19 protein-coding genes and 2 tRNA genes are annotated in these 24,145 nt (G+C 64.0%); 6 read left to right on the forward strand and 15 right to left on the reverse strand.

What is annotated here, in order from left to right; all coding sequences use genetic code 11:
• Nucleotides 1–20: 20 nt before the first annotated feature.
• The 8 genes from AC1DZU_RS21255 to AC1DZU_RS21290 all read right to left on the reverse strand — a co-directional run bounded on the left by AC1DZU_RS21255 (nucleotide 21) and on the right by AC1DZU_RS21290 (nucleotide 8,601).
• The gene (locus AC1DZU_RS21255; RefSeq protein ID WP_477288021.1) at nucleotides 21–1,292 is read right to left on the reverse strand and encodes a beta-ketoacyl-ACP synthase; all 1,272 of its coding nucleotides are present in this window, start codon (nucleotides 1,290–1,292) and stop codon (nucleotides 21–23) included.
• A 51-nt stretch (nucleotides 1,293–1,343) separates the two neighbouring features.
• On the reverse strand, nucleotides 1,344–2,534 hold the full coding sequence (locus AC1DZU_RS21260) for a beta-ketoacyl-ACP synthase (protein WP_477288023.1): 1,191 nt from the start codon (nucleotides 2,532–2,534) through the stop codon (nucleotides 1,344–1,346).
• A gap of 56 nt (nucleotides 2,535–2,590) precedes the next feature.
• Entirely contained in the window at nucleotides 2,591–2,872 is a 282-nt protein-coding gene (locus tag AC1DZU_RS21265; protein ID WP_010909964.1) for an acyl carrier protein, read from the reverse strand.
• Between the two features lie 177 nt (nucleotides 2,873–3,049).
• Nucleotides 3,050–4,192, reverse strand: a complete 1,143-nt coding sequence (locus tag AC1DZU_RS21270) for a slipin family protein (protein ID WP_477288027.1) — start codon at nucleotides 4,190–4,192, stop codon at nucleotides 3,050–3,052.
• Between the two features lie 367 nt (nucleotides 4,193–4,559).
• Nucleotides 4,560–4,628 (reverse strand) — tRNA-Leu (locus tag AC1DZU_RS21275).
• Between the two features lie 2 nt (nucleotides 4,629–4,630).
• A tRNA-OTHER gene (locus tag AC1DZU_RS21280) sits at nucleotides 4,631–4,704 on the reverse strand.
• Nucleotides 4,705–4,935: 231 nt separating this feature from the next.
• Nucleotides 4,936–5,484 (reverse strand): histidine phosphatase family protein, encoded by a 549-nt coding sequence (locus AC1DZU_RS21285; protein WP_477288029.1) that lies wholly within the window; start codon nucleotides 5,482–5,484, stop codon nucleotides 4,936–4,938.
• Between the two features lie 96 nt (nucleotides 5,485–5,580).
• The gene (locus AC1DZU_RS21290; RefSeq protein WP_477288031.1) at nucleotides 5,581–8,601 is read right to left on the reverse strand and encodes a caspase family protein; all 3,021 of its coding nucleotides are present in this window, start codon (nucleotides 8,599–8,601) and stop codon (nucleotides 5,581–5,583) included.
• A gap of 128 nt (nucleotides 8,602–8,729) precedes the next feature.
• On the opposite strand from AC1DZU_RS21290, the gene AC1DZU_RS21295 reads away from it, so the two are divergent.
• The 3 genes from AC1DZU_RS21295 to AC1DZU_RS21305 all read left to right on the forward strand — a co-directional run bounded on the left by AC1DZU_RS21295 (nucleotide 8,730) and on the right by AC1DZU_RS21305 (nucleotide 12,477).
• The gene (locus AC1DZU_RS21295; RefSeq protein ID WP_477288033.1) at nucleotides 8,730–9,677 is read left to right on the forward strand and encodes an AEC family transporter; all 948 of its coding nucleotides are present in this window, start codon (nucleotides 8,730–8,732) and stop codon (nucleotides 9,675–9,677) included.
• 227 nt (nucleotides 9,678–9,904) lie between these two features.
• Nucleotides 9,905–11,362, forward strand: coding sequence for an NAD-dependent succinate-semialdehyde dehydrogenase (locus tag AC1DZU_RS21300; RefSeq protein WP_477288035.1), 1,458 nt, complete (start codon nucleotides 9,905–9,907; stop codon nucleotides 11,360–11,362).
• 98 nt (nucleotides 11,363–11,460) lie between these two features.
• Nucleotides 11,461–12,477 (forward strand): aldose epimerase family protein, encoded by a 1,017-nt coding sequence (locus AC1DZU_RS21305; RefSeq protein ID WP_477288037.1) that lies wholly within the window; start codon nucleotides 11,461–11,463, stop codon nucleotides 12,475–12,477.
• A gap of 141 nt (nucleotides 12,478–12,618) precedes the next feature.
• Here the strand turns inward: AC1DZU_RS21305 and AC1DZU_RS21310 are convergent, their stop codons facing one another.
• Nucleotides 12,619–13,539, reverse strand: coding sequence for a sugar kinase (locus tag AC1DZU_RS21310; RefSeq protein WP_477288039.1), 921 nt, complete (start codon nucleotides 13,537–13,539; stop codon nucleotides 12,619–12,621).
• Between the two features lie 151 nt (nucleotides 13,540–13,690).
• Here AC1DZU_RS21310 and AC1DZU_RS21315 point away from each other — a divergent pair, with 151 nt between their 5' ends.
• Both AC1DZU_RS21315 and AC1DZU_RS21320 read left to right on the forward strand, forming a co-directional pair.
• A complete protein-coding gene (locus AC1DZU_RS21315) occupies nucleotides 13,691–14,140 on the forward strand; it encodes a FixH family protein (RefSeq protein WP_095088046.1) in 450 nt (149 codons plus the stop codon).
• Nucleotides 14,141–14,147: 7 nt separating this feature from the next.
• Complete coding sequence (locus tag AC1DZU_RS21320) at nucleotides 14,148–15,347, forward strand: cytochrome-c peroxidase (RefSeq protein ID WP_477288041.1); 1,200 nt, start codon at nucleotides 14,148–14,150, stop codon at nucleotides 15,345–15,347.
• A 1-nt stretch (nucleotide 15,348) separates the two neighbouring features.
• Here the strand turns inward: AC1DZU_RS21320 and AC1DZU_RS21325 are convergent, their stop codons facing one another.
• Complete coding sequence (locus tag AC1DZU_RS21325; protein WP_477288043.1) at nucleotides 15,349–15,801, reverse strand: Lrp/AsnC family transcriptional regulator; 453 nt, start codon at nucleotides 15,799–15,801, stop codon at nucleotides 15,349–15,351.
• Between the two features lie 163 nt (nucleotides 15,802–15,964).
• On the opposite strand from AC1DZU_RS21325, the gene putA reads away from it, so the two are divergent.
• A complete protein-coding gene (putA, locus tag AC1DZU_RS21330) occupies nucleotides 15,965–19,573 on the forward strand; it encodes a bifunctional proline dehydrogenase/L-glutamate gamma-semialdehyde dehydrogenase PutA (protein ID WP_477288045.1) in 3,609 nt (1,202 codons plus the stop codon).
• 11 nt (nucleotides 19,574–19,584) lie between these two features.
• On the opposite strand, the gene AC1DZU_RS21335 is transcribed toward putA, so the two are convergent.
• From AC1DZU_RS21335 to AC1DZU_RS21355, 5 genes are read right to left on the reverse strand one after another with little or no spacing between them, the layout of a single operon-like run.
• Complete coding sequence (locus tag AC1DZU_RS21335; protein ID WP_477288047.1) at nucleotides 19,585–19,956, reverse strand: bleomycin resistance protein; 372 nt, start codon at nucleotides 19,954–19,956, stop codon at nucleotides 19,585–19,587.
• A gap of 1 nt (nucleotide 19,957) precedes the next feature.
• Entirely contained in the window at nucleotides 19,958–20,272 is a 315-nt protein-coding gene (gene hmuQ, locus AC1DZU_RS21340; protein WP_477288049.1) for a heme-degrading protein HmuQ, read from the reverse strand.
• A gap of 46 nt (nucleotides 20,273–20,318) precedes the next feature.
• Nucleotides 20,319–21,410 carry an energy transducer TonB family protein gene (locus AC1DZU_RS21345; RefSeq protein WP_477288051.1) on the reverse strand — a complete coding sequence of 364 codons (1,092 nt, stop codon included), beginning with the start codon at nucleotides 21,408–21,410 and terminating at the stop codon, nucleotides 20,319–20,321.
• A 1-nt stretch (nucleotide 21,411) separates the two neighbouring features.
• Complete coding sequence (locus tag AC1DZU_RS21350; RefSeq protein ID WP_477288053.1) at nucleotides 21,412–21,855, reverse strand: hypothetical protein; 444 nt, start codon at nucleotides 21,853–21,855, stop codon at nucleotides 21,412–21,414.
• 5 nt (nucleotides 21,856–21,860) lie between these two features.
• Nucleotides 21,861–24,065, reverse strand: coding sequence for a TonB-dependent hemoglobin/transferrin/lactoferrin family receptor (locus AC1DZU_RS21355; RefSeq protein ID WP_477288055.1), 2,205 nt, complete (start codon nucleotides 24,063–24,065; stop codon nucleotides 21,861–21,863).
• Nucleotides 24,066–24,145 lie beyond the last annotated feature (80 nt).

The following is a 24,145-nucleotide window of genomic DNA, read 5'->3' on the forward strand; positions in this document are numbered from 1 at the left end:
GATTGGCGGAAAAAGGTCGCTTAGACCGGTTCCCGCGCCATGACAAGGCAAGTGTTCTGGCCGCCGAAGCCGAAGGAGTTCGACAGAACGGTGCGAACCTCGGCATTGCGCTTCTTGTTCGGCACCACGTCGAGCACGATCGCCGGGTCGGGATTGTCGTAGTTGATGGTCGGCGGAATGACGCTTTCGCGCATCGTCATCAGCGAGAACGCCGCCTCGACAGCACCGGCCGCCGACAGTGTGTGGCCGATCATCGACTTGTTCGACGAGACCGGCATCGAGCCGATCCGCTCGCCGAACACCGTCGACAGCGACAGGTGCTCCATCTTGTCGTTTTCCGGCGTCGAGGTGCCATGGGCGTTGACGTAGTCGATCTCGTCTTTGCTCAGGCCGGCATCGGCAAGGGCGGCACGAACCGCCGCGATTGCCGGCGAACCGTCGGGCTTCGAGCGGGTGCGATGGAAGTCGTCGGCCTTCTCGCCGCAGCCGCGCAGGATGCCGAGAACGGTGGCGCCGCGCGCGAGTGCGGCCTCCAGCGATTCCAGCACGAGCGCGCCGGAACCCTCGGCCAGCACGAAGCCGTCGCGGTCCTTGGAGAAGGGTTTTGAAGCTTTTTCCGGGATGTCGTTGTGGGTCGAAAGCGCCGACAGCAGCGAGAAGCGGATCAGCGCCTCTGCGGTCGCCGAACCGTCGGCGCCGATCGACAGCGCCCGGTCGCATTCGCCGCGGCGGATCGCCTCGACACCGAGCTGGATGGCGGTGGCGCCGGAGGCACAAGCGGTCGACAGCGTGATCGGCAGGCCGCGTGTGCCGAAACGGTCGGCGAGACGGTCGGCGATCGAGCCGAACTGGGTGGTCTCGAAAATGTCTGTTTCCTTCAGCCCGCGCGCCACCCGCAGCAGCCTTTCGGCGCCGGCATCCTGTTTGTCGGAATTGTAGAGCGAGAAGCGTTCGTGCCAGTCGAGTTCGACCGGTGGCGAAGCCAGGAACAGAGGACCGCCGAAATCACTGGAATTGAGACCGGCTTCGGCCACGGCCTCGTGCGCGGCGGTTTCGGCCAGTTCGTACGTGAGGGGGCTGGCGCCCTTCGAACTCGACGCCAGGAAGTCGACGGTGCCGGAGATGCGGGTGTTGAGATGGTCGACCGGAAAGCGGGTGATCGGGTGGATGCCCGATTTGCCCGAGGTCAGCTCCGCCCAATTGTCGGTCTTGCCGACGCCAAGCGAAGTCACCACGCCGATGCCGGTGACGGCGACGATCGGCCTGCCCATGTGATCGTTCAGATTGGCCATCCGGGAGCCCTCGAGCGTTTGTCGTTGCAGCATGTATCGCGGAGCACCGCCTCAGGCGGCGTTGACCAGCGCCATGCCCTCGAATTGGTGATAGCCGATCGCCGTTGCAAGGACGGTTGCGGGAACGCCTTCGAATGGGCTCTCGGCAACGGCATCAAAAACAGGGTAGGCGGCCTTGCGGTCGACGGCGAGTGCGGCCAGCGCCACGGCGAACGGAAACTGCGCTTCCTTCATGTGTCCGGTCAGCGTCGAGAAGCCGCGAGAAGCGATGGCCGGATTGGCATCGAGCGCTGCTTTCTCGGCGCTGGTTGCCGCATGAGCGCCCGACGCGCCCGACAGAGCAAGCAGCTTGCCGTTCGGCAGCGCCGCCTGGCTGAGCAGCGCGGCGATCTCGGTGTCGAGTTCGCCCCGTCGCCGCCTGGCGCGGCCGGAAACGATCGGCCCGAGTTCGGCATAGATCTTGCGCCCCCGGCTTGTCGCGTGTTCGCGCTGCTCCAGCACGAGGAAGGCACCACCGGAGCCTGACACCACGCCGCCACCTTCAGCGCCCTGTCTTTGCCAGACCGGCTTCCACGGGCCGCGATGCAGGTAGCCGGCAAGCTCGTAGCCGAGCAGCATGTCGGAATGTTCGGTCTGGAAGGCGCCGCCGACCAGAATGTGCGTCGACTGGCCGGAGCGGATGCGCGCGGCGGCCGTCTCGACGGCGGCTACGCCCGCACCTTCCTCACCCATGAAGGTTCTGGACGAGCCGGTTACCTTATGGACGATCGAGATGTTGCCGGCGAGCAGATTGGAAAGCTGGGCCAGGAACAGGGTCGGCCGCAGTTCTGTCGTCAGCTTCTCGTTAAGCAGCACGTCGCGGTCGTTGCGGCTTTCCGAAGCGGCGAGAATGGCGGCATCGACTGCCTCGTCGCGCTCACCGCCACCAGCGGCCACAACCATGTCCATGGTCGTGCAGAGTTCGTCATTGCCCTTGATGCCGGCGTCGTCCAACGCCAGGCCGGCGGCGTAGGTGCCTAGCCTCTGCCAGGTCTCCATCTGACGCTGGTCGCCGCGCTTGGCGATCTGCAGGTTCCAGTCGATCTCCGGCAGCGGGTGGACGGTGTAGGGGGCGAAACGCGCGGCCTCGAGCACCGGCTGCAGGCCGGGCTGGGCGAGCTTCTGCCAGTGGGCGTCCGGACCCTCTCCCAGAGAGGAGACAAGGCCGATACCAGTGATGACGACGTCGCGGGGGCTGCTCATGGGCGGCTTTGTGGGTCAGGCGGCAGAGCGCGTCAAGGTCGCGCGCTCAACTGACGTCAGGCAGTCTTGGCGGCGACCAGCGCGTCGATCTTGGCGCACAGGTTCTTCATGACGAAGTAATCGTCAGTCGAAGCCTTGCCGTCATTGACCTCCTGGGTCCACTTTTCCAGCGGCACCTTGATGCCGAATTCCTTGTCGATGGCGAAGACGATGTCGAGGAAATCGAGACTGTCGATGCCGAGATCGTCGATCGTGTGGCTCTCGGGCGTGATGGTGTCGATATCGATCTCGCTGGTGTCGGCAATGATCTTGGCGACTTTGTCGAACGTGGTGGACAAGAGGCTTTTCCTTCGGTTGCGGGCGGAATCTGTCCGCATGTGTTTGGGCGCTGTCTAATCGGTTTTTCCCGGCAGGAAAAGGCCTGATACGCGGGGCGCAGATGGGTAGGGCGCTCAAGAAACGCAAGAAGGGCCACCGGTCGACCCGGCGGCCCCTCCCATTGACGCTACGTAAGCTCAGCTGTCGCGGAGCTTGACCAGGTCGTTGAGCAGCCCGCCCGTTCCGTTGTGGACGGTCAGCCGCTCGACCTTGCCGGCGATGGTTTCCAGAGCCTCGAGCTCCTTCAGCCGCAGCATCACCGGGTTCTCCGCCATCACCCTGGCCGTGTTGAGCAGCGAACGCGTGGCGTTCGTCTCCTCGCGGCGACGGATGATGTTGGCCTCGGCCTGCTTTTCGGCCGACACCACCTGGTTGAGGATCTCGCGCATCTCGCCCGGCAGGATGACATCCTTGAGGGCGATATCGCTAACCTCGACGCCGATCTCGGCCATGTCGGCACGTACCTTGGCCGCCGCTTCCTCGTCGATCGTCACCTTCTTCTCAAGGATCTGGTCGAGCGTCAGCGCGCCAAGCGTCTTGCGGAAGGCGTACTGCTGGGCACGGTAGAGGGCTTCGGAGAAGTCCTTCACAGCGCTCACCGCCTTGACCGGATCGACGACCCGGTATTCGGCGGCGATGTTGACGCGGATCGTGACGCGATCCTTGGTCAGCACTTCCTGCCCGGCAACGTCGAGCGACTGGCGCTTGAGGTCGACGACCTTGATCTGCACCATGCGTCCGACATTCCAGAAAGCATGCACGCCCGCCGTCAGCGTCCGCACAAGGACACCGTCGATGAACAACAGTCCGGCCTGGCCGTCGACGACCGGATGGAGGGACATCAACTCCGCCTTCCGGGCCTGGCCGAGCCGGCGCATGATCGCCGCGTCGATGGCGAGATCGACCGACGTGTCGATCAGCGTCACCTTCCACGGACCGGCATCCGTCCACAGCACGAGTTTGCGATCCGGCGCCAGCACGGCATGCAGGTTGCCGTCACGCTCGATGACGGCGACCTCCGTGCGCCCGGTGCGAACGACGGTGAAGTGGCGCGCGGCCACGTCCGGCAGCTTGTCGAACAACGCCTTCTCGTATGCCGAAACGAATTCCGGGTTCTTCAGGTCGTGCCGCGACACCTCGAGGCTTCCGCGCCGGTTGGCGAGCCAATGTTCGCCTGGCAGCAGGACAGCCTTGATCTCACCCTTGTAGAGGGTGAGGGCACGCTCGTTTTCCCTTACGAGGACGCGCTCGCGTCCAAGAACCTTGTCGAGAATGGTCATTGTCTTACTCCTGTCGGGCATGGCCCCATGCGAGGCGTCAAGTCATGCGTCGATCTTCCCTTCGTTTCTCGTTTCACATCGTCTCTTGCGTCATGGTCCGGGCACGAATGATCCGGGGACTGGTGGCATCAATCCGTGGCGGGCCTTCGGGAGCGGATCGCGGGGCAGCGAAGCGGACGCCGGAGGCCGAAGCCTCCCTTGCCGGCGACGTTGCGCCTTGATCGTCACCGCGGGCCTGGCCGCGAGCCGATGGCGTCAGACTTTCAGGATGGCCCGCGCCCGAAGGCTTGGGCCGTCCGTCCGATCTTCAGCATTCCAGTCCCCGGACCGTTTCAGATAACACCTGGCAGGGTGTTGGCTTATCAGGCCAATGGAGAAGGATTCGAACCTTCGACAATCAGAACCTAAATCTGATGCTCTACCAAACTGAGCTATCCGTGGTGCAGACAGCAGGAATCGAACCTGCGACCTCCGGACCCAAATCCGGCGCTCTCCCGCTGAGCTATATCCGCGATCCCAATCCCCAAAGCGGCGCCGTATACAGGGCGGTCAAAGCCGCCTGCACGGGCGGAGACGAAAGCTCCAACCGTTGTGCTCACTTCGGTTTTCGTGACCGGGTGCGCGCCTATAGACCCTGCGACGGGTTGTCGCAAGCGGCATTGTCGTGGCCAATTCGCGGCTTCTTTCTGTGGTGGCATTTCGGCAACACCGCGTCCCAACGTCGACGACGAAGCGCCAGCCTGTCAGAACGTGACCCGGCCGAGCACGCGCAGGCCGTCGCCCTGCGGCTCGACGACCACGGCCTCGCCTTCGCGCGGCGAGACGCCGGTCAGCGCCACGATGTCTTCCAGATGGGTGACCATGACCAGATTGTCGGAGCCGGAATAGGCGCGGATTTCCTTCATGATCGCCGCGATCTGCGCCGCCTTCTGCGTCTCGTCGCCCTTCAGGAGATCGAGCGGCGCAAACATTTCAGGCTCAGCCTCGAAGGCAATGCGCGCGGTGTCGAGGCAGCGGCAATAGCGGCTGGACAGCACGCGCTCGATGGGTGCAGCGCGGGCGGCAAACAAGGCGCCGATCTTGCTCGCCTGCTGCTTGCCGCGTGCCGACAGGTTGACCTGGGTGGCACAGCTGTCGATGTCGAAATTGGCCGGATCGGTGGTGCCGGTGACCATGGCATGGCGAAGCAGCACGACATGGCCGCCATCGCGCAACAGCGCCCAGCCGGCGTCCGTTGCGTGGGCCGCGGCCGGGATGGCGAACAGAAGCAAAGCCAGTACAAATCGAATCATAGGCTATCCTTCTCCGGTTCCCGGCATGGGCTCCGGTGACTGGACATATAGGGACGGTAAAGCCAGCCGAAAGACAAGGCGCGGTCGGCCAGAGCGCTACTTCTTCGCCAGCTGTTTCTTCACCAGATCGATCTTCTGGTCGGTCAGCGGGATGGGCAAAATGTAGCCGGCTTCGGTAAAGCCCTGCTTGGCGTTCTCGAAGAATTCGATCGCCTTTCGATATTCGGCCTTGCCGCCACCATAGCTGGCGCGGTTCCAGTGGATGTCGCCGAGATTGTTCTGTTCGAAGGCCCACTGCATCGGCTGGCTTTCGCGGGTGAACACCTTCAACGTTGCCGTGAAGGCGGCCTCGGCATCGCCGAGATATTTGTCGGTCCGCTGGAGATTTCCGAGGTTGAGAAGGCTCATGCCGATGCCGTTCTGCGCATTGGCCCAGTCCACGGGTGCGGCTTCGACGGTCAACACTTCAAGTGCCGCCCGCCGTGCGGCGATGGACTCAAGCAGGGGCTTCGGGTCGGCATTGCTCATGCTCAGCCAGTGCAGCGTCGAGCCAAGGCCGGCCTGGGCCATTGCCCATTGCCGCGGGTTCGTCTCGCGCTTGTATTCGCGCAACGCATCGCGGTAGGCGGCGATGGCCTCGCCATAGTGTTCCGGCTTGTCGGTCACGCCGCCAAGCAGCTGCAGCGTGTTGCCGAGATTGTAGTGGCTCATTGCCCAGTCGAGCGGGAATTTCCGTCTGACATAGACCTGTCGGGCGGCTTGGAACGCCGCCGCCGACTGTTCGAGCCTGGCCGTGTCGCGGGTGCGCTGGCCAAGCGTCTGGTAGATCGAACCGAGATTGTTCTGCGCCGACGCCCAGTCCATTGGAAAACGCTGCCGGGTAAACACCGTCAGCGCATCGTCATAGGCCGCCGCAGCCTCCTCGAGCGCGCTGGTGCCCAAGTCGAAGCGGGCGACGCCACTCAGCGCATTGCCGAGGTTGAGCCGGCTGGTGGCCCAGGAGACCGGGAAGGTTTCACGGGTTCGCACCTCAAGAGCGGCGCGGAAGGCGTCGGCCGCCGCGTTGATCTTTCCCTTGTCGTTGAGCTGGATGCCAAGCGACACAAGCGTGTTGCCGAGATTGTTCTCGACCATTGCCCATTCCACCGGCGCCCTTTCGCGGGTGTATTCCTCAAGCGCAAGCCGGTAGGCCGCCTCTGCTTGCGTCAGATGCTCGCCGGCGGCCTCGCGTTCGGACAGTGCGTAGAGCGCCAGGCCGAGGTTGTTCTGCGAAGCTGCCCAGTCGAGCGGCACCTTGTCGCGCGGGCGCTTGTCGAGGGTGGCGCGCATTGCCGCCACCGCTTCATTCAGGCGCCTTGGGTCGCTCTCGCGTTCGCCGATCTTCAAGAGCACATTGGCCAGGTTGTTCTGCGCGGCGGCCCAGTTGAGGTCGTCCTTCTCGCGCTCGAACACGATGAGGGAATCGCGAAAGATCTGTGCCGCTTCGTCGAGATGCGCGGTTTCGGTCTCGCGCTCGCCGATGGTCTGCAGCACCACCGCCATGTTGTTGCGGGTGATCGCCCAGTCGCGATTCTGTTCGCCATTGGGGATGAAGTTCAGGATGATGCGATAGGCCTCGATGGAGCGCTGCAGCGCATCGAGATCGCCGGAGGCATAGCCATAAGCATTCAACGCCTCGGCTTCCTGGTTCTTGTAGTTCCAGCGCAGCTTGTCGTCCCATTTTTCGGCCAGCGAAAACGCCTTGGCGTAGTCGCCGGCAGCGGACTTGTAATCGAAGACCAGCGCCGAGGCATCGGCGCGCCTGACGTAGATCGCGGCATCGGCGAGGCGCTTCTGCTTGACGAGATCTTCTGCATCATCGACCGCAGCGCCTGTCTGCTCGACCCGGCCGACCGCCTCATCGAGGAATTTGTGCGCCGTCACGATGGCGCCCTGGGCGATGGCCGCGTCGGCGGAAGCAACGAGGCGTTTGATCTCGGGATCGTCGGTGCGCAACGCCGCGCGCTCGGACATCATCTTCTTCAGGCGCTCGGCCTGGGCGTCGAGCACCTTTTGCAGATCCGTCGGATCCTCGGGGATTTTTTCCGTGCCGAGTGCCTTCAGCACGCCATAGAGCGCGTCGAGCGGCACGCCTTCCTGCAGCGAGGCCAGTTCCACCTGTGCCCGCTTCGGGTCGGGCAGGTCGGAAATGGTCAACAGCAACTGCCGCCGCTCGCCGGTGATCAACCCGTCGTCGCCGGTCGGCTCCGGCGGTGCAATGCCGAAATAGAGCAGGCGGCGCAGGCTTTCATTGACCCAAGGACGCTGCTTGGCCTTGGTGCCGAGATAGACCTCCTCGGCCACCATGCGCATGACCGAGCCGAACTCGGTGCCTTTCATCGCCGCGAGGTGGCGCAGCAGGGCGGCCGCGTAAGGGCTATTTTCGCCAGCCGCGCCATCGAGTGCCGGGCGACCGGGTTCGGCGGCAAAGCCGACCACGGTGCCCAGGCTCGCGTCTGTCGCCGCCGCGTTGCCGAGGGCCTTGGCGCCGCGCACCGGTTCCAGCCCGCCGGCGCCAATCGGCGAGGCGGAGGCAGTCGGGGCGCGCCGCACCACGGCGTCCGCCGGAAACGGATTTGTGCGGCATGCATCGAGCAGCACGATCGTCACCGGCACGGTCTTCTTAAACGCATCCATGACGGCGGAAATCGGCACCAGGGCCGCGTCCGCATCCTTCAGGGACGATATGTCGGCATCGACCGGTACCAGATAGTTCTCGCCGCCGGCCTCGATGCCATGACCGGAATAGTAAATGAAAGCGACATCGGCGCCTTCGGCATCCTCGCTGAATCGCTCCAGGTCGCGCTTCAGCTTGGCGGCGTCGCGGTCGGTGACGTTACGGGCGTCGAAACCGAGGTCGGTCAGCATCTTGGCCATGTCGCGGGCGTCGTTGGCCGGGTTGGGGAGGGCGGCGATATGTTCGTATTTCGACTGGCCGATGATCAGCGCCACGCCCTTCAGGCTTTTCGTTTCGGCGGCCTGAAGCGCTGTCGCGGCAAGGCAAAACAGGGCAGTGGCGAAAGCTGTCAGCCACGCCTGCCGGAAAAGATTACGCTTCGAAGTTTCGACAAAGGCCATTTGTCGTTCGCGCCCGCCCCGATGATCCAAACCCTCTATAATGCTGCCAGCCGACCATGATCAAATTCAGGCATGATCCAATTCAGGCGCGATTGCGCCACGACCGTGGCTCGCCTATCACGGGAAAAATGTCTCCGCTCACCGAAACCGTCCTCTTCGTCTTCAGCCTTGTCGCGCTCGGCTATCTCGCCGGGTTCACAGGCTATCTCAGACCGGCGAGCGGCGAGGGGATATCCGATTTCGCGGTCAGCGTGGCGATGCCGCTGCTGTTGTTCCAGACCATGGTGAACGCCGATTTCCACGGTGTCGCGCCATGGTCCCTGTGGGGCGCCTATTTCGCGGCAGTGGCGATCACCTGGGGCGCCGGTCATCTCGTCACCACGCGGATCTTCGGACGGGATGCACGTGCCGGGGTCGTCGGGGGCGTGTCGTCGGCCTACTCCAATGTCGTGCTGCTCGGTGCTCCCTTCATTCTTGGCATATTCGGCCCGAGCGGCTTCGAAGTGCTGTCGCTGCTCGTCTCCGTGCATCTGCCAATCATGATGATGGCGTCGATCGTCCTGTTCGAGATGTTCGGCCGGGGCGGCGGCGAGCCCATGCATCCCTTGCGCATCATCCGCAGTTTCCTGAGACGGCTGTTCATCAATCCACTGATCATCGGCATTCTGGCGGGGCTGGCATGGCGCCTCACCGGCGTGCCGCTGCCCGACCTTGCCATGCGGCTGGTCGATGCGCTGGCCGATACGGCCGGGCCGGTGGCGCTGTTTGCCATGGGGCTCAGCCTGCGCCGCTTCGGCATTTCCGGTAACGTCCGGCCGGCGCTGGCGCTTTCGGTGCTGAAGCTGTTCCTGATGCCGGCGCTGGTTCTTGCCTTCGTCTGGCTGCTCGGCCTGCCGCCCTTGACGGCGAAGGTGGCGGTCGTGATCGCGGCGCTGCCATCCGGCATCAATTCCTATCTCATCGCCGTGCAGTTCAACACCGGCCAGGCGCTGGCATCGAACCAGATGACCATCGCCACGGCCTGCGCCGCCGTGACGACTGCTTTCTGGCTGACGGTGGTGCTCCACGTTTTCTGACAGGTTATGCTGATATTCAGACAATGCCGGCCTGCGATATTCATGCCATATGTCGGCCTGCTCTCGCCTCGGGCTGGCCCAACCCCTATATGCCATGTAGCGATTGCTCGCGGGCCTTGCCCTAGGTAAAGAGCAGTGGCTCCGGCGTGCCGGCTTCAGTTCCATGGCGCACGCTCACCGAAGACTTCATAGACCGGCCCGTCAGTGCGCCGAACGGAGGATAGACCATGCTTCAGAAAACCAGCCATTTCATGCGGCAGGCCAATCTCATCAACGGCGAATGGGTGCAGGCCGACAGCGGCCAGACGGTCGACGTCAACAACCCGGCCACCGGTCTCAAGATCGGCACTGTGCCGAAGTCGGGCAAGGCCGAGACCCGCCGTGCCATCGAGGCCGCCGAAGCTGCCTTCAAGTTGTGGCGCAAGACGACCGCGCTCGAGCGCTCGAAGCTGCTGCGCAAGCTGCACGACGCGATGATGGACAATCAGGACGTGCTGGCCGAATTGCTCACCATCGAGCAGGGCAAGTCGCTGTTCGAGTCCAAGGGCGAGATCGGCTCGGCCGCTTCCTACATCCTGTGGTTCGCCGAGGAAGGCCGCCGCACCTATGGCGACGTGGTGCCTTCGCCATGGGCGGACCGCCGTATCCTGGTGACCAAGGAACCGGTTGGTGTCATCGCGGCCATAACGCCGTGGAATTTCCCGTCCTCGATGCTTGCCCGCAAGCTCGGACCGGCGCTTGCCGCCGGCTGCACCGCGGTCGTCAAGCCGGCCTCGCAGACCCCGTACTCGGGTCTGGCCTGGGGCGCGCTCGCCGAGGAAGTCGGTTTCCCCAAGGGCGTCATCAACATCCTGACCGGTTCGGCCAGCGAGATCGGCGACGAGATCTGCGCCAATCCGCTGGTGTCGAAGATCACCTTCACCGGGTCGACGGAGGTCGGCAAGCTTCTCATCCAGAAGTCCTCGGTCACCGTCAAGAAAGTGTCGATGGAGCTTGGCGGCAACGCGCCGTTCATCGTCTTCGACGACGCCGATCTCGAGCGTGCCGTTGCTGGCGCGATCACCGCCAAATACCGCAATTCAGGCCAGACCTGCGTCTGCACCAACCGCTTCCTGGTTCAGGCCGGCGTCTATGACAAGTTCGTCGAAAAGCTCGCTGCCGCAAGCAACGGGTTGAAGGTCGGTTCCGGCCTCGAGGACGGCGTGCAGCAGGGACCGCTGATCGACGAAAAGGCTGTCGAGAAGGTCGAGGAGCTGATTGCCGACGCCACTGCCAAGGGCGGCAAGATCGTCGCCGGCGGCAAGCGTCACGCGCTCGGCGGTTCGTTCTTCCAGCCGACGGTCATCGCCAATGCGACGCCCAAGATGCGCTTCATGAAGGAAGAAATCTTTGGCCCGGTCGCACCGGTGTTCAAGTTCGAGACCGAGGAAGAGGCAATCGCGCTTGCCAACGACACCGAATTCGGCCTCGCCTGCTATTTCTACACCGGCGATCTCGGCCGCGCCTTCCGCGTCATGGAAGGGCTGAAATACGGCATGGTCGGCGTTAATGAAGGCCTCATCACCACCCCCGAGGCGCCGTTCGGCGGCGTCAAGGAATCCGGCCTCGGCAAGGAAGGCGGACATCAGGGCATCGAGGACTACCTCGACACCAAATATGTCTGCATCGGTGGCCTCGGCCTCTGATAGACTGGCTCTATGCGGGCAGGTCTGTGACCTGCCCGCATGAGTCGAGAAAACCAGCCGAAATTCTCTGAATCAACTGGCGTTTGCGGGCATGGCGAATGAAGGACGGTGAGGTTTTCGGCACGACGCAGGCGGGAGAGCCGGTGCGTCGCTTCGCGATCAGGGGTGGCGGTCTCACCGCCAACATCATCGGGCTGGGCGCAATCATCCAGGATTTGCGCCTCACCGGACACGATGCGCCGCTGGTGCTCGGCTACAACAATCTGGAGGCCTATAAGACCGACACCGCCTTCTTCGGTGCGGTCGTCGGCCGCTACGCCAATCGCATCCGGGATGGCCGCTTCACCATCGCCGGCCAGCGCTACCAGACCGAACGCAACTTCCTCGACAAGCACACGCTGCATGGCGGCTCGCAAGGCTATTTCCACCGGCCGTGGACGGTTTCGCTGCATGGCAGGGATTTCGTCACTCTGACGCTGCATGATCCCGACGGCACGATGGGCTTTCCCGGTGCGCTCGACGTCACCTGCACCTACCGGCTGAAGATCCCCGGCACGCTCAGCGTCGAACTGACCGCGACCTGCGAGGAGCCGACGCTGTGCAATCTCACCCAGCATTCCTATTTCAACCTGGATGATGGTGGCGCCGGCGACATTCTCGACCACAGGATGATGCTGAATGCCGGCGCCTATCTGCCCGTCGATGGCGACATGATCCCGACCGGCGTGGTCAAGCCGGTTGACGGGACGCCCTTCGATTTCCGCCAGGCGCGGCCGCTGCGCATGGAGACCGAGGGCGAACAACTGCCCTACGACCAGAATTTCTGCCTCGCTCCAACGCGCGGGCCGCTCAAACAGGCAGCTTGGACGCAAGGGGCGAGTTCCCGGGTCGAGATGGAGGTGTGGACCACGGAGCCCGGCGTCCAGCTCTACACCGGCCAGTACGTGACGCCGCGCAAGGGGTTGGAAGGGCGAGACTACAAGGCCTTCTGCGGGTTCTGCCTGGAACCGCAGGTGTGGCCGGATGCGCCGAACCGCCCGTATTTCCCGCAGGCGACGCTGTGGCCCGGCGCGATCTACCATCACGTCACCGAATACCGCTTCCGGCTGCCCTAAGGTCTGTTGATATTCAGATGAGGCCGGCCTGCAAATGGCTGATACCTGTGCTTCCGGTGCTCACGTACCCAAACGTACGCTCCGCTCCGGTACTCGGAACCCGTCATTTTCGACTCGGCCTGGCCTGAATCTCAACGGACCTTAGCCGTCGAAAGCGGTTCGTAGAACCTCGAATGGCGCCAGCGCGCCGCTCACCTGTACCACGGCGGCGGCGACGCGGTGCGCGCGCAATACGGCATCCGCCGGGGCGTGACCGACGAGGCGTGCGGCCAGATAGGCCCCATTGAAGGAATCGCCGGCGCCGGTGGTGTCGACAGGTGCGGCGACATGGATCGCCGGCACGTCGTGCAATGTTCCGTTGTCGGCAATCAGTGCCGGCGCCTCGCCGTTCTTGACAACAACCTCGCGGACCACTTGCCCAAGCCGCGCGGCGGTCGCTTGCGGCGTTGCATCGCCGAACAGCATCTGCTCATCGGGAAAGGTCGGCAAGGCGATGTCGGTGACGGCAAGCGCCTCGGCGATCGCTGCCTGCGCATCCTCGCGCCGGCGCCAGAGCCGCGGCCGGTAGTTGGGGTCAAAGGCGACAGTCGAGCCTGCGGCCCGCGCCCCGGCTACGGCCGCCAGCAGCGCAGCCCGCGGGGCATCGTCCAGAATTGCCAAAGTGATTCCGCTGAAGTAGACAAGCGCCTGATTTTCCAGGTTTTTCGACAATGCAGCCGGATCGGAAGCGAGCTGCCGGGCGGCGGCGTCGCCGCGCCAGTAGGTAAAGGAACGCTCGGCGCCGGTGAGCGTGATCGCATAGAGGCCGGGCCGCGCCCCTGCTATGACCGGGCTGGAACCGATGCGGATGCCGTTTTCAGCGAAGAAAGCGATCTGGCCTTGCGAGAAGGGATCGTCACCAAAGGCTGAGACATAGGTTGCTGGCCGCTCAGTGCTCAACGCGTGCAGCGCCCACAGCGTGTTGAACGTGTCGCCGGCAAAACCCATGCGCCAGTTCGGGCCCGACTGGCCCGACAATTCGAGCATGCATTCGCCGATCGAGGCGACGCCGTTTCCCGCCATCTACAATCCTCCAGTGATCCTGGTGCTGTAGCTTTTTGCCACGGGCAGCGCCATGCTTGGCAAGCAGGGTTTTTTCCGCCACAGCGTTTTCCCACAGGCTGGCGGGATGCGATCCGTCCGGCAAAACGTTGTCTGCAGAAGAGGAACCGGTTTGGCATCGTTATGGCGTTATCTTCTGGCGGGTCTTGGTCTGGCTGCCTTGCTGGTCGGCATTCTCGCGGTCGTCTATCTGACGGCGCCGCGATCGTCGCAGCCTGCCGGTCCGGATGTCTCGCGGACGAAGAACACCGACAACGGGCTTTTCGTGGCAAGTTTTTTGCCGGAGCGGGGCGTCGTGCGGCAAGGCGAACTGGAATCCTGGCTGCTGACCCTGAAGACAAAGGCCGGCGCGCCGGTGGAGGGGGCCGCGATCGCGATTTCCGGCGGCATGCCGCAGCACAATCACGGCCTGCCGACCAGCCCGCAGGCGACCGACTATCTCGGCGACGGGCGCTATCGGATCGAAGGGGTGAAATTCACGATGAGTGGCTGGTGGCAACTGCACTTCGCCATCTCGGCCACGGCCGGCTCCGACACGGTGCTGTTCAACGTGGTGCTGTGAGCGACCGATGAGGCACTTTCCGCGGTTTCTGGCGCTGTTGGCGGCCATCGTCCTCGCCGGTTGCGGCAAGCCGGATTTCTCCGACGCCGAGAAGAAGACCGTCGCCTCGCTGGCACTGTCAACGCTGCCGTCTCTGAAGCCCGACACCACCAACCGCTTTGCCGATGTGCCGGCGGCCGCCGCACTCGGCTCGACGCTGTTCTTCGATCAGGGGATGAGCCGCGACGGCACGGTGTCCTGCTCGACCTGCCACAAGATCGACCGCCAGTTCCAGGACGACCTGCCGCAAGCGGTCGGCGTCGGCCACACAAACCGGCGCACCATGCCGCTGGCGGGCGTGGCGCGCGATCCCTGGTTCTTCTGGGATGGCCGCCGCGACAGCCTGTGGGCGCAGGCGCTGACACCGCTCGAAAATCCGCTGGAGCAGGCGGGAAACCGTACCGCCTATGCGCATTACATGAAGGCGCGCTTCGGCGAACGCTACGAGCGCATCTTCGGACAGCTGCCCGATTTTTCCGGCATGCCGTTGAATGCAAGCCCACTCGGAACCGATGCCGAGAAGGCCGCCTGGAACGCGATGAGCGGCGCGCAGCGCGACGCCATCAACGGCGTCTATGCCAATATCGGCAAGGCGATTGCCGCCTTCGAACGGTCGATCGAGCCGGCGCCGACGCGCTTCGACCGCTTTGCACTGGATCTCGCCACCGGCGCCGAGGCGAAAGGCGATGCCGCCTTTTCCCAGGAGGAAATCCTCGGGCTGAAATTGTTCATCGGCAAGGCCAATTGCGTGACATGCCACAATGGGCCACGCTTCACCGACAACAGTTTTCACAACACCGGCGTGCCACCTGTCGCGGATCTGCCGCCCGACCGCGGCCGCATCGATGCGGTACGCCAAGTCGAGGCCGACCCGTTCAACTGCCTCGGCGCCTATCGTGACGGCGACGCCAGTGCCTGCGGCGAACTGCGCTTCATGGTCAAGGATGGGCCGCAGTTGATCCGGGCCTACAAGACGCCCTCGTTGCGCGGCGCCGCCACGCGCCCACCCTATATGCATGCCGGGCAGTTTTCGTCGCTCGACGAGGTGGTCGCGCACTACGCCAAGGCTGCGCCCAGCGTTGAAGGAACATCCGAAATCCATCCGCTGCAGCTTTCGGACCACGAACGTGGGGCGCTGGTGGCCTTCCTGAAGACGCTGGCGGAGTGATCTACCGATCCTTGACCGTCTCCATCGCCACGAAGGTTGAGGTCTGGGCGACGTGGGGCAGGGCGGAGATGCGTTCGCCCAGCACGCGGCGATAGGCGGCGATGTCTCGGGTGCGGACCTTCAGCAGATAGTCGAAGCTGGACGCCATCATGTGGCATTGCTCGATCTCCGGCACCCCCTGCACGGATCGGTTGAAGGCATCTAAGGCGGCGGATCGGGTGTCGGACAGTTTCACCTGGACGAAGGCGACATGACCTTCGCCCAACCGCTCGCGGTCGATGATCGCCTGGTAGCCCCTGATGTAGCCGTCCTTCTCCAGCCGCTTGACCCGCGCCTGCACCGGCGTCTTCGACAGGCCGACCTTTGCCGCCAGTTCGGACATAGAAAGCCGCCCATCGCTTGCCAGAGCCGACAGGATATTCCGGTCGATGCGGTCCAATTGGTCTTCTGTCATCGAAAGCGCAGTCCATATGCCAGTTTTGTACCGCAATATTAGATCAGATGACCTAAAATGTCGATTTCTTCGGACCGACTGAAATTCGCACCTTGTGCTAGCTTGCGCCATTCGGTCCGGTGACCGCCGGTCCGCTCCCCGATGCTCGCTCCGCAGGACCGCCATGCCGCTTGATTCCATCCGCCAGCAGATCCGCGCCAACTATCTGCCCGACGAAGACGAGGCGGTGCAGCGACTGGCCGAGGCGACGGGGCTTTCCGCGAAAGACCGCAAGGCGATCTCGGCCCGGGCCGCCGATCTGGTGCGGGCCGTGCGCGGCTCGTCGGACCCCCGGCTGATGGAGGTGTTCCTCTCCGCTTACGGACTTTCCACCAAGGAAGGCGTGGCGCTGATGTGCCTGGCCGAGGCGCTGCTGCGCGTGCCCGACACCGAGACCATGGACGATCTCATCGCCGACAAGATCGCGCCGCACGACTGGTCGGCGCATTCGGGCGGTTCGAGCTCCATCTTCGTCAACGCCTCGACCTGGGCGCTGATGCTGACCGGCCGCGTCCTCGATGAAGGCGAGGGCGGCATCGAAGGCACGCTGCGCTCCATGGTGCGCCGGCTGGGCGAGCCGGTCATCCGCAAGGCGGTAGCCGCGGCCATGCGTGAGATGGGCGAGCAGTTCGTGCTCGGACGCACCATCACCGAGGCCGTCAAGCGCGGCCGGCCGATGACGCAGAAGGGCTATCTCTATTCCTTCGACATGCTGGGCGAGGCCGCCCGCACCGAGGCCGACGCGTTGCGCTATCACAAGGCCTACGCCGACGCGATTTCCTCGCTGGATGCCGGTTCCAACGGCCCTGATATCCGCCAGAACCACGGCATCTCGGTCAAGCTTTCGGCGCTGCATCCGCGCTACGAGGTGGCGCAGAAGGACGAGATGCTGCCAGTCATGGCCGAGCGGCTGTTGTCGCTGGCTCTCGCCGCGCGGCATTCGCGCATGGGCCTCAACATCGATGCCGAAGAGGCCGACCGCCTAGATCTGTCGCTCGATGTGATCGAGCGCGTACTCGCCGAGCCGGAACTCGCCGGCTGGAACGGCTTTGGCGTCGTCGTCCAGGCCTATGGCCCGCGCGCCGCCTTTGCCATCGACTGGCTCTATGCGCTGGCCAAGAAATACGACCGCACCATCATGGTGCGGCTGGTCAAGGGCGCCTATTGGGACACCGAGATAAAACGGGCGCAGACGCTGGGGCTCACCGGCTATCCCGTCTTCACCCGCAAGGCCAACACCGACGTGTCCTACATAGCTTGCGCCAAAAAGCTGCTGTCGATGACCGACCGCATCTATCCGCAATTCGCCACCCACAACGCCCACACCGTCGCCGCTATCCTTTCGATGGCAGGGGACCGTGATTCCTTCGAGTTCCAGCGCCTGCATGGCATGGGCGAGGCGCTGCATGAAACAGTACGCCGGTCCGAAGGCACGCGCTGCCGCATCTATGCGCCGGTCGGCGCGCATTCCGATCTGCTTGCCTATCTGGTCCGCCGGCTGCTGGAGAACGGCGCCAACTCCTCCTTCGTGCATCAGCTGACCGACGAGGAGGTCGAGCCGGAGGACATCGCCCGCGATCCGCTCGAAACGGTCGAGGACCAGGGCCCCGCCGCCAATCCGGCGATTGCCCGGCCTTCCCAGATCTTCGGCGCTGGGCGCCGCAATTCGAAGGGTTTTGACATCACCGACACGGTGACGCTGGCGGCGATCGACAAGGCCAAGGCGGCGTTCTCGGGCCCCGACCGCTGGCATGCCAAGCCGATCACGCGGGCCGCCGGCTATGGCAAGCAGCGCCCGATCGTCAATCCGGCCAAGCCTTCCGAAGTGGTGGGCACGGTCAGCGAAGCCACCGCCAAGCAGGTGGCGACCGCCGTGCGCATTGCCGTCGAGGCACAGCCGGCCTGGGCCAAGCGTCCGGTTTCCGAACGTTCCGCCATCCTCAACCGCGCCGCCGATCTCTATGAGGCCAATGCCGTCGAGTTCTTCGCACTGGCCACCCGGGAAGCCGGCAAATCGCTGGCCGACGGTGTGGCCGAGGTGCGCGAGGCGGTCGACTTCCTGCGCTATTATGCTGCCGAGGCGGCCAATGCCGAACCGGGCACGCAGGCGCGCGGCGCCATCGTCTGCATTTCGCCGTGGAATTTCCCGCTCGCCATCTTCACCGGCCAGATCGCGGCGGCACTCGTCACGGGCAATTCGGTGGTCGCCAAGCCGGCCGAGCAGACGCCGCTGATCGCCTTCCGCGCCGTCGAACTGCTGCGCGAGGCCGGCGTGCCGGAAGATGTCATCCAGCTTCTGCCCGGCGACGGCCCCTCGGTCGGCGGCCCGCTGACCGCTGATCCGCGCATCGCCGGTGTCTGCTTTACCGGTTCGACCGAGGTCGCCAAGCTGATCGAGAAGCAGCTGGCCGAGACGGCCGCGCCAGACGCCATGCTGATCGCAGAGACCGGCGGGCTGAATGCGATGATCGTCGATTCCACCGCGCTGCCCGAACAGGCGGTGCGCGACATCCTGGCCTCGGCCTTCCAGAGCGCCGGCCAGCGCTGCTCGGCGCTGCGCGTGCTCTATGTGCAGAAAGACGTCGAGAAGAAGATGCTGGAGATGTTGAAGGGCGCCATGGAGGCTCTCAGCATCGGCGACCCCTGGCGGATTTCGACCGATGTCGGCCCGGTCATCGACGACGAAGCGCAGGCTTCGATCCGCGACTACTGCACGAAGATGGGACTGCAGGGCCGGCTGATCGCCAAGCTCGAAGCACCGAAGGATGGCCGCTTCGTCGCGCCGCACGTCTTCCGGGTCAAGGGCATCGAGGACATGGAGCGCGAGGTGTTCGGGCCGGTGCTGCATGTCGCCAGTTTCGATGCCGACGAAATCGACGCGGTCATCGCCGCCATCAACCGCAAGGGCTATGGCCTGACCTTCGGCCTGCACACCCGCATCGAGGGCCGTGTCCAGCATTTCGTCGACGGCATCCATGCCGGCAACATCTATGTCAACCGCAACCAGATCGGCGCCGTCGTCGGTTCGCAGCCTTTCGGCGGCGAGGGGCTGTCAGGCACCGGACCGAAGGCGGGCGGTCCGCACTATCTCCGCCGCTTCCGCAAGGGACCGGAGGCCGGCACCCACGTTGCCGATGGCCACAAGGTTACGGCGACCGAACTTGCCGACAATCTGCCCGACCCGACGTTGGGCGGCTGGTCGACGCGGCCCGACCGGGTCGCCATCCTGAGGAAGCATCTGCGCGGCAAGGGTGCGGCGGCCATTGGTGCCGCCGCCGGCATCGACTTCGGCCAGGTCGATCTGCCCGGGCCGACCGGGGAGGCCAACACGCTGTCGCTGTCGCCGCGTGGGCGGGTGCTGTGCCTTGGCCCCGATGGCGACACGCTGCTCGCGCAGACGATCCAGGCGCTCGCTGCCGGCAATGCGGTGCTGGCCGTTGCACCGGGTGCACCGGCGGCACTCTCCGCGCTGACCGGCAAAGGCCTGCCGCTGGCCGCCATAGATGGCCGGCCTGATCCGATCGAAGCGCGCTCGCTGCGCGTCGATGTCGTCGCTTTTTCGGGCACGCCCGAGGCTGCGCGCATCGTGCGCAGGGTTATCGCCGACCGCACCGGGCCGATCGTGCCGCTGGTCAGCGAAGTGCTCAACCCGGCGGCCTATGCGCATGAACGCGCCGTCTGCGTCGACACCACGGCGGCAGGCGGCAATGCCAGCCTGCTGGCCGGCTCCTGATAGCCGGCTGCTCACACCTCTTCGGGTGCGCAGCCGAACTTCAGCAGATTGCCGTGCGGGTCCCGGATATAGAATTCCTTCATGTTCCACGGCCGCACGGTGAACGGACTGAGTTGCCTCACCTGGCGCGCCGAAAATTCGGCATGCAGTGCCGGCACCTCGCCGCCCCTGATATAGCAGGACGAGACTTCGGGAAGTTTGCGGTCATCGCTCTTCCAGAAATGGATTTCGATGTCGCCCCGGCGCACGATCAGATAGTCGTTCATCTCCGGCCCGACGACACCGAAGCCGAGCTCATCGCGGTAGAAATCGCGCGTTGCCTCGATGTCGGGCGAGGGCAGGATCGGAATGCTGCGCGCGGGGTCTTCGGCAAGCGTTGCCATCTCAGGCCCCTTCCACGACGGAAAAGCCCTCGAATTGCGGATGGCCGAGATAGTGGACTTTCGTCGTGCCGACATTTCTGTGGGCAGCGCGGAAATTCTCCGACTTGGTCCAGGCGACGAAATCATCGTGGCTCGCCCACACCGTGTGCGAGGCAAACAGCGTGTAGCCTTCGGCCTCGTTGACCGGGCCACGCAGCAGATGGAACTCCCGGAAGCCTTTCATCTGTGCAAGGCTGGAATCGCGGTTCTTCCAGACGGCTTCGAAATCGGCTTCCGAGCCGGTCTGCACCTTGAAGCGGTTCATGGCGATGTACATGGAGGTTCCTTTCATTCGGGTGTTGATGGTTGACGCCGCGACAGTTTCAAAATGGGCCGATTTCGGCCTCGAACGCTAGACTCTTGCTCGCGGCCTGTGGTGGAATTGGAGGAAAAGGAGCTGCCTTGCGCACGATGCCGAGCGCGACCTTGTCGAAGTTCGGCGATCCGGAGCTTTGCAGAATGCGCAGGTCATCAATGCCGCCGCGGCTGCCGATGACGAATGTCACAACGGCATTGTTGCGAGCAGCCAACTGTACCGAAGGCGGGACGCCGCGATTGACACCGCTCAGCTTTCGGAAGACGTCGCCGCGGTAATTGTCTTCCGCCGCGCTGCCTGCCTCCTTCTGTTTTTTGCCCTTGCTGGCCGCCTGCGCCAATCGGTCCTGGCCATTCGCCGTGCCACGCTTCTCATCCGCTTGGCTGGTGCTGGGCGGGGCGGCTGCCGGAGTTGGTCTGGCGCTGGGAATCGGTGGCTGCTCTGGGACGGCGGCAGGCTCGGCCTGAACGGTCGGCTGTGCAGGGGTTTCAGTCTTTGCAACGATGCTCTTGTCATCGGCGCGCGGGGCTCTCGCCACCAGAATGTCCGGCGTGACGGAAGGCTGTTTGACAGGCGCTGACAAAGGCTCGACCGGCTGTTTGGCGGTTTCTTGAGCAGGTTGAGACGGCTCTGTTGGTGGCGTCGGCCTGGCCGCCTTTGAAGGCTCTGATTTGGTCGGCCGTGGATTGGGCACCAGCTTGACATTCACAGCCGCCGGATCCTGGTCCAGTGCGCTGCCGACCACCTTGTCTCCGGACTGATCACTGCCTTCCGACCGGATGGCGTCCTGGGAATCGAATGTCCCCGAGGGCGAAATCAGAAAACCCGCCGCCACCGCCGCATGGAGCAAGCAGGAGACGATGATCGCCGCCGTCCATTTGCGGTTCCAGGCAGATGGCCGCGGCGGCGCAAGCGGCTCGGTTGGCACGATCGCCAGTTCGGCGGCGGGTTCGGGGAGGGGACTGATGTCACGCATGTCGCGGGACGAGACCTGCAGCGACCCGTGCGGACTTGTCAAATCAAGATCGCTTGGTCCAAACGACAAGCCGGCCAGGGGCCGTGCCACCGTGCTTTGCAGGAATGCGGGACGCAGTCCCATCTCAGACGCCGAAGGCGATACCGGTCTTGGTGTCGGTCTTCAGTTTGCGCATGCAGGCGTTCGGTTCGACGGCTGTGCCGGCGCATTCCGTCGCGCTGTTGATCAGCACACGGCTGACCTTGGCGCAGTCGGTGCCGGCCAGATCGAAGCGTGTCACCTTGGTCTTGCCCGCAGGCAATTCCTTGAAGTCGAGCACGGTCAGCCGGTCGACGACGCCTGTCTCGTTGAACAGGGCGATCTCGAACGCCGCCTTGGAGAGGTCGGCGCCGAGGTTGTTGCTGACCACGAAGGTCAGGCGGCAGCCCTTGTCGGAGGCTTGCGCGCCGTTGAGTTCGAGGGCCAGCGCGGGAACCGGCGCGGACTGCTCAGCCCACGCCGGAACCATCGCAAGCGACATCGCCAACGTCGAGGTCAGCAAACGAAGGGATGTCCTCAAGCTCGTCATTGCCGTCAGCCTCCAAATCGCATCGTTGCCGCCAGCTTCAGCGTTATGCCCGGTTCATAGACCGCGACCGTCGTGCTGCCGTTCAACGGGTTGGCGTATTTGACATCGAACAGATTGTCGGCGCGGAAATCGACCTTCAGATTGTCGGTCGCCTGATAGCTGGCGAAGGCGTTGACCAGCGTATAGTTCTTGGCCACCGCATTGCCCTTCGGCTTGCCATTGTACTGCACTTCGCCACCGACGGTCAGCTTGTCCTCGAGGAAGCGCAGGCCGAGCTGGGCGGTGACCTGAGAGGACGGGATGGTGGCAAGGTCTGCCCGGTCGCCTTCATAGGATATGGTGTGACCATTGATGATGGAGGCGGAAAGTCCGGCATAGCCCCATGCCGCATCGTAAACGCCCTCCATCTCGAAGCCGTTGATCTTGGCCTTGGCAAAATTTTGATACTGGAAGCAGATCGGGATGCCCGGGCCGAACGGGCAGCCGCTGGTCGGGTCGAACGGCGACAGCGTCACGCCGTCGATATAATCATCGACATTGTTGTTGAAATAGGCCGCCTTGATGCGAAGCGCGTCGCCGGCCTCCAGGATGTCATCTTGCTTGTAGTTGACGCCGAATTCCGTCGTCTTGCCGGTTTCAGGCCGCAAATTGGGATTGGGCAGGAACGGGAAGGAAACGCCGGCCGGATGGTTGCCGCTGATCAGCGTCTCCGTCAACGAGGGCGAACGGTAGCCTTCCGCATAGGTGCCATAGAATTGCAGGCCGGCAAGGCCAGCGCTTTCGAAGGGCGAGACGCCGACGGTGATGCGCGGCGACACTCTGTCGCCGGAAGTTTCGTGGGTATCATCCTTCAGGCTGTAATTGTCGTAACGCAGACCGGCGATGACTTCGAGCCACTCCCAGGTGAGCTTGTCCTGGACATAGGCACCGGAAACGTTGCGCTTGCCCGAAGGCGTGTAGAAACTGTCGCCACCGGCCGTGCCGCCGGTCTTGACGTTGTCGCCCGCCCAGTCACCGCCATAGGTCAGTTCGTGCGCGACGCCGGCGGTCTCGAATCTGGACGTGTTCCAGATGTCGATGCTGGTCGTGCCGACATCGAAGGTCGAGGTCGAACCTGTCGGCAGCACCACAGGCAGGCCGGTGACCGGATCAAAGCGTTTTAGCGGGACGAGGCTCGTCAGGTCGAGGTTGGTCTTGTTGTAGGAGGTGTTGATGTGGAGATCGAGCCAGCTCTTGTCTTCGTCGGTGACGTTGTAGCGGGCTGTGAAGGTGTTCGACTTCAGGTCGACATCATTCACCGGCGCGCCACCGCTGATCTCGTTCCAGCCATCGCTTGAGCCGACCCAGCCGAGCTTCAGCTCACTGTTGTCCGTCGGCCGGATTGTGGTCTTGAGCAGGCCGCTGAGCACGTCGAAGCCAGTGCCCTTGACGGCGTCGCCATCGCCATCCTTGTAGTCATCGTAGTTGCGGTAGACGATGTTGCCGAGCGCGTCCCAGTTCTCGTTGAAGCGATAGGCACCGGATGCGCTGGTGGTCCAGCCCTTGCCGTTGCTCTCGTAGCGCCCGGTGACGGAACCAGCCCATGTCTCGTTCGGCTTGAGGAAATCCTCGGCATCCTTGGTGTCGAAGAAGACCACGCCGCCGATGGCGCCCGAGCCATAGGTGTTGGCGACAGGACCGCGGATCACGTCGACGGATTTGACGAGTTCAGGATCGATGTAGAAGGTCGACTGCGTGCCGTGGTCGGAACGCTGGAAATTCTGGCGGGCGCCGTCGACGATAACCGCGACGCGATCGAAATCCTGTAGGCCACGGATGTTGATGCTGGTGCTGACACGCCTGGCGTCGGCCTGCGCCGCGATACCGGGCACGCCGAGCAGCATCTCGTTCGGCGTCGTCGCCATGCGGCGGTCGAGCTGTTCCTGGTCGATATGGCTGGCCGAAGCCAGCGATTCGATCGCTGTCTCGCCGGTGCGGCTCAGCACCAGGATCTTGTCGAGCAGTGTTGCGCCCGCCGGGGCGGGCTTTGCCTCTTCAGCCTTCGGCGATTGCGCCGCTTGCTGGGCGCTGGCTGGTGGCGCCAGCAAAGCGACTGCCGCGACGCTTGCCAGCAAGGCCGCCATCCCTCTTGCCGTGGATCGCCCGCCAAGACCCTCATTAGACGGGCAGGTGTCAAACCGGCCACGCCATTCCCAATTCATCAACCCCATGCCCCAACTCCAAAGTCCAGGTTCGGTGCTGGCTGGCCTGGGGCTCGCTGGCGTTTTTGATCGTGTCCGGCGTCTTAAAT

Source organism: Mesorhizobium sp. P2_A12 (genome assembly GCF_056405075.1).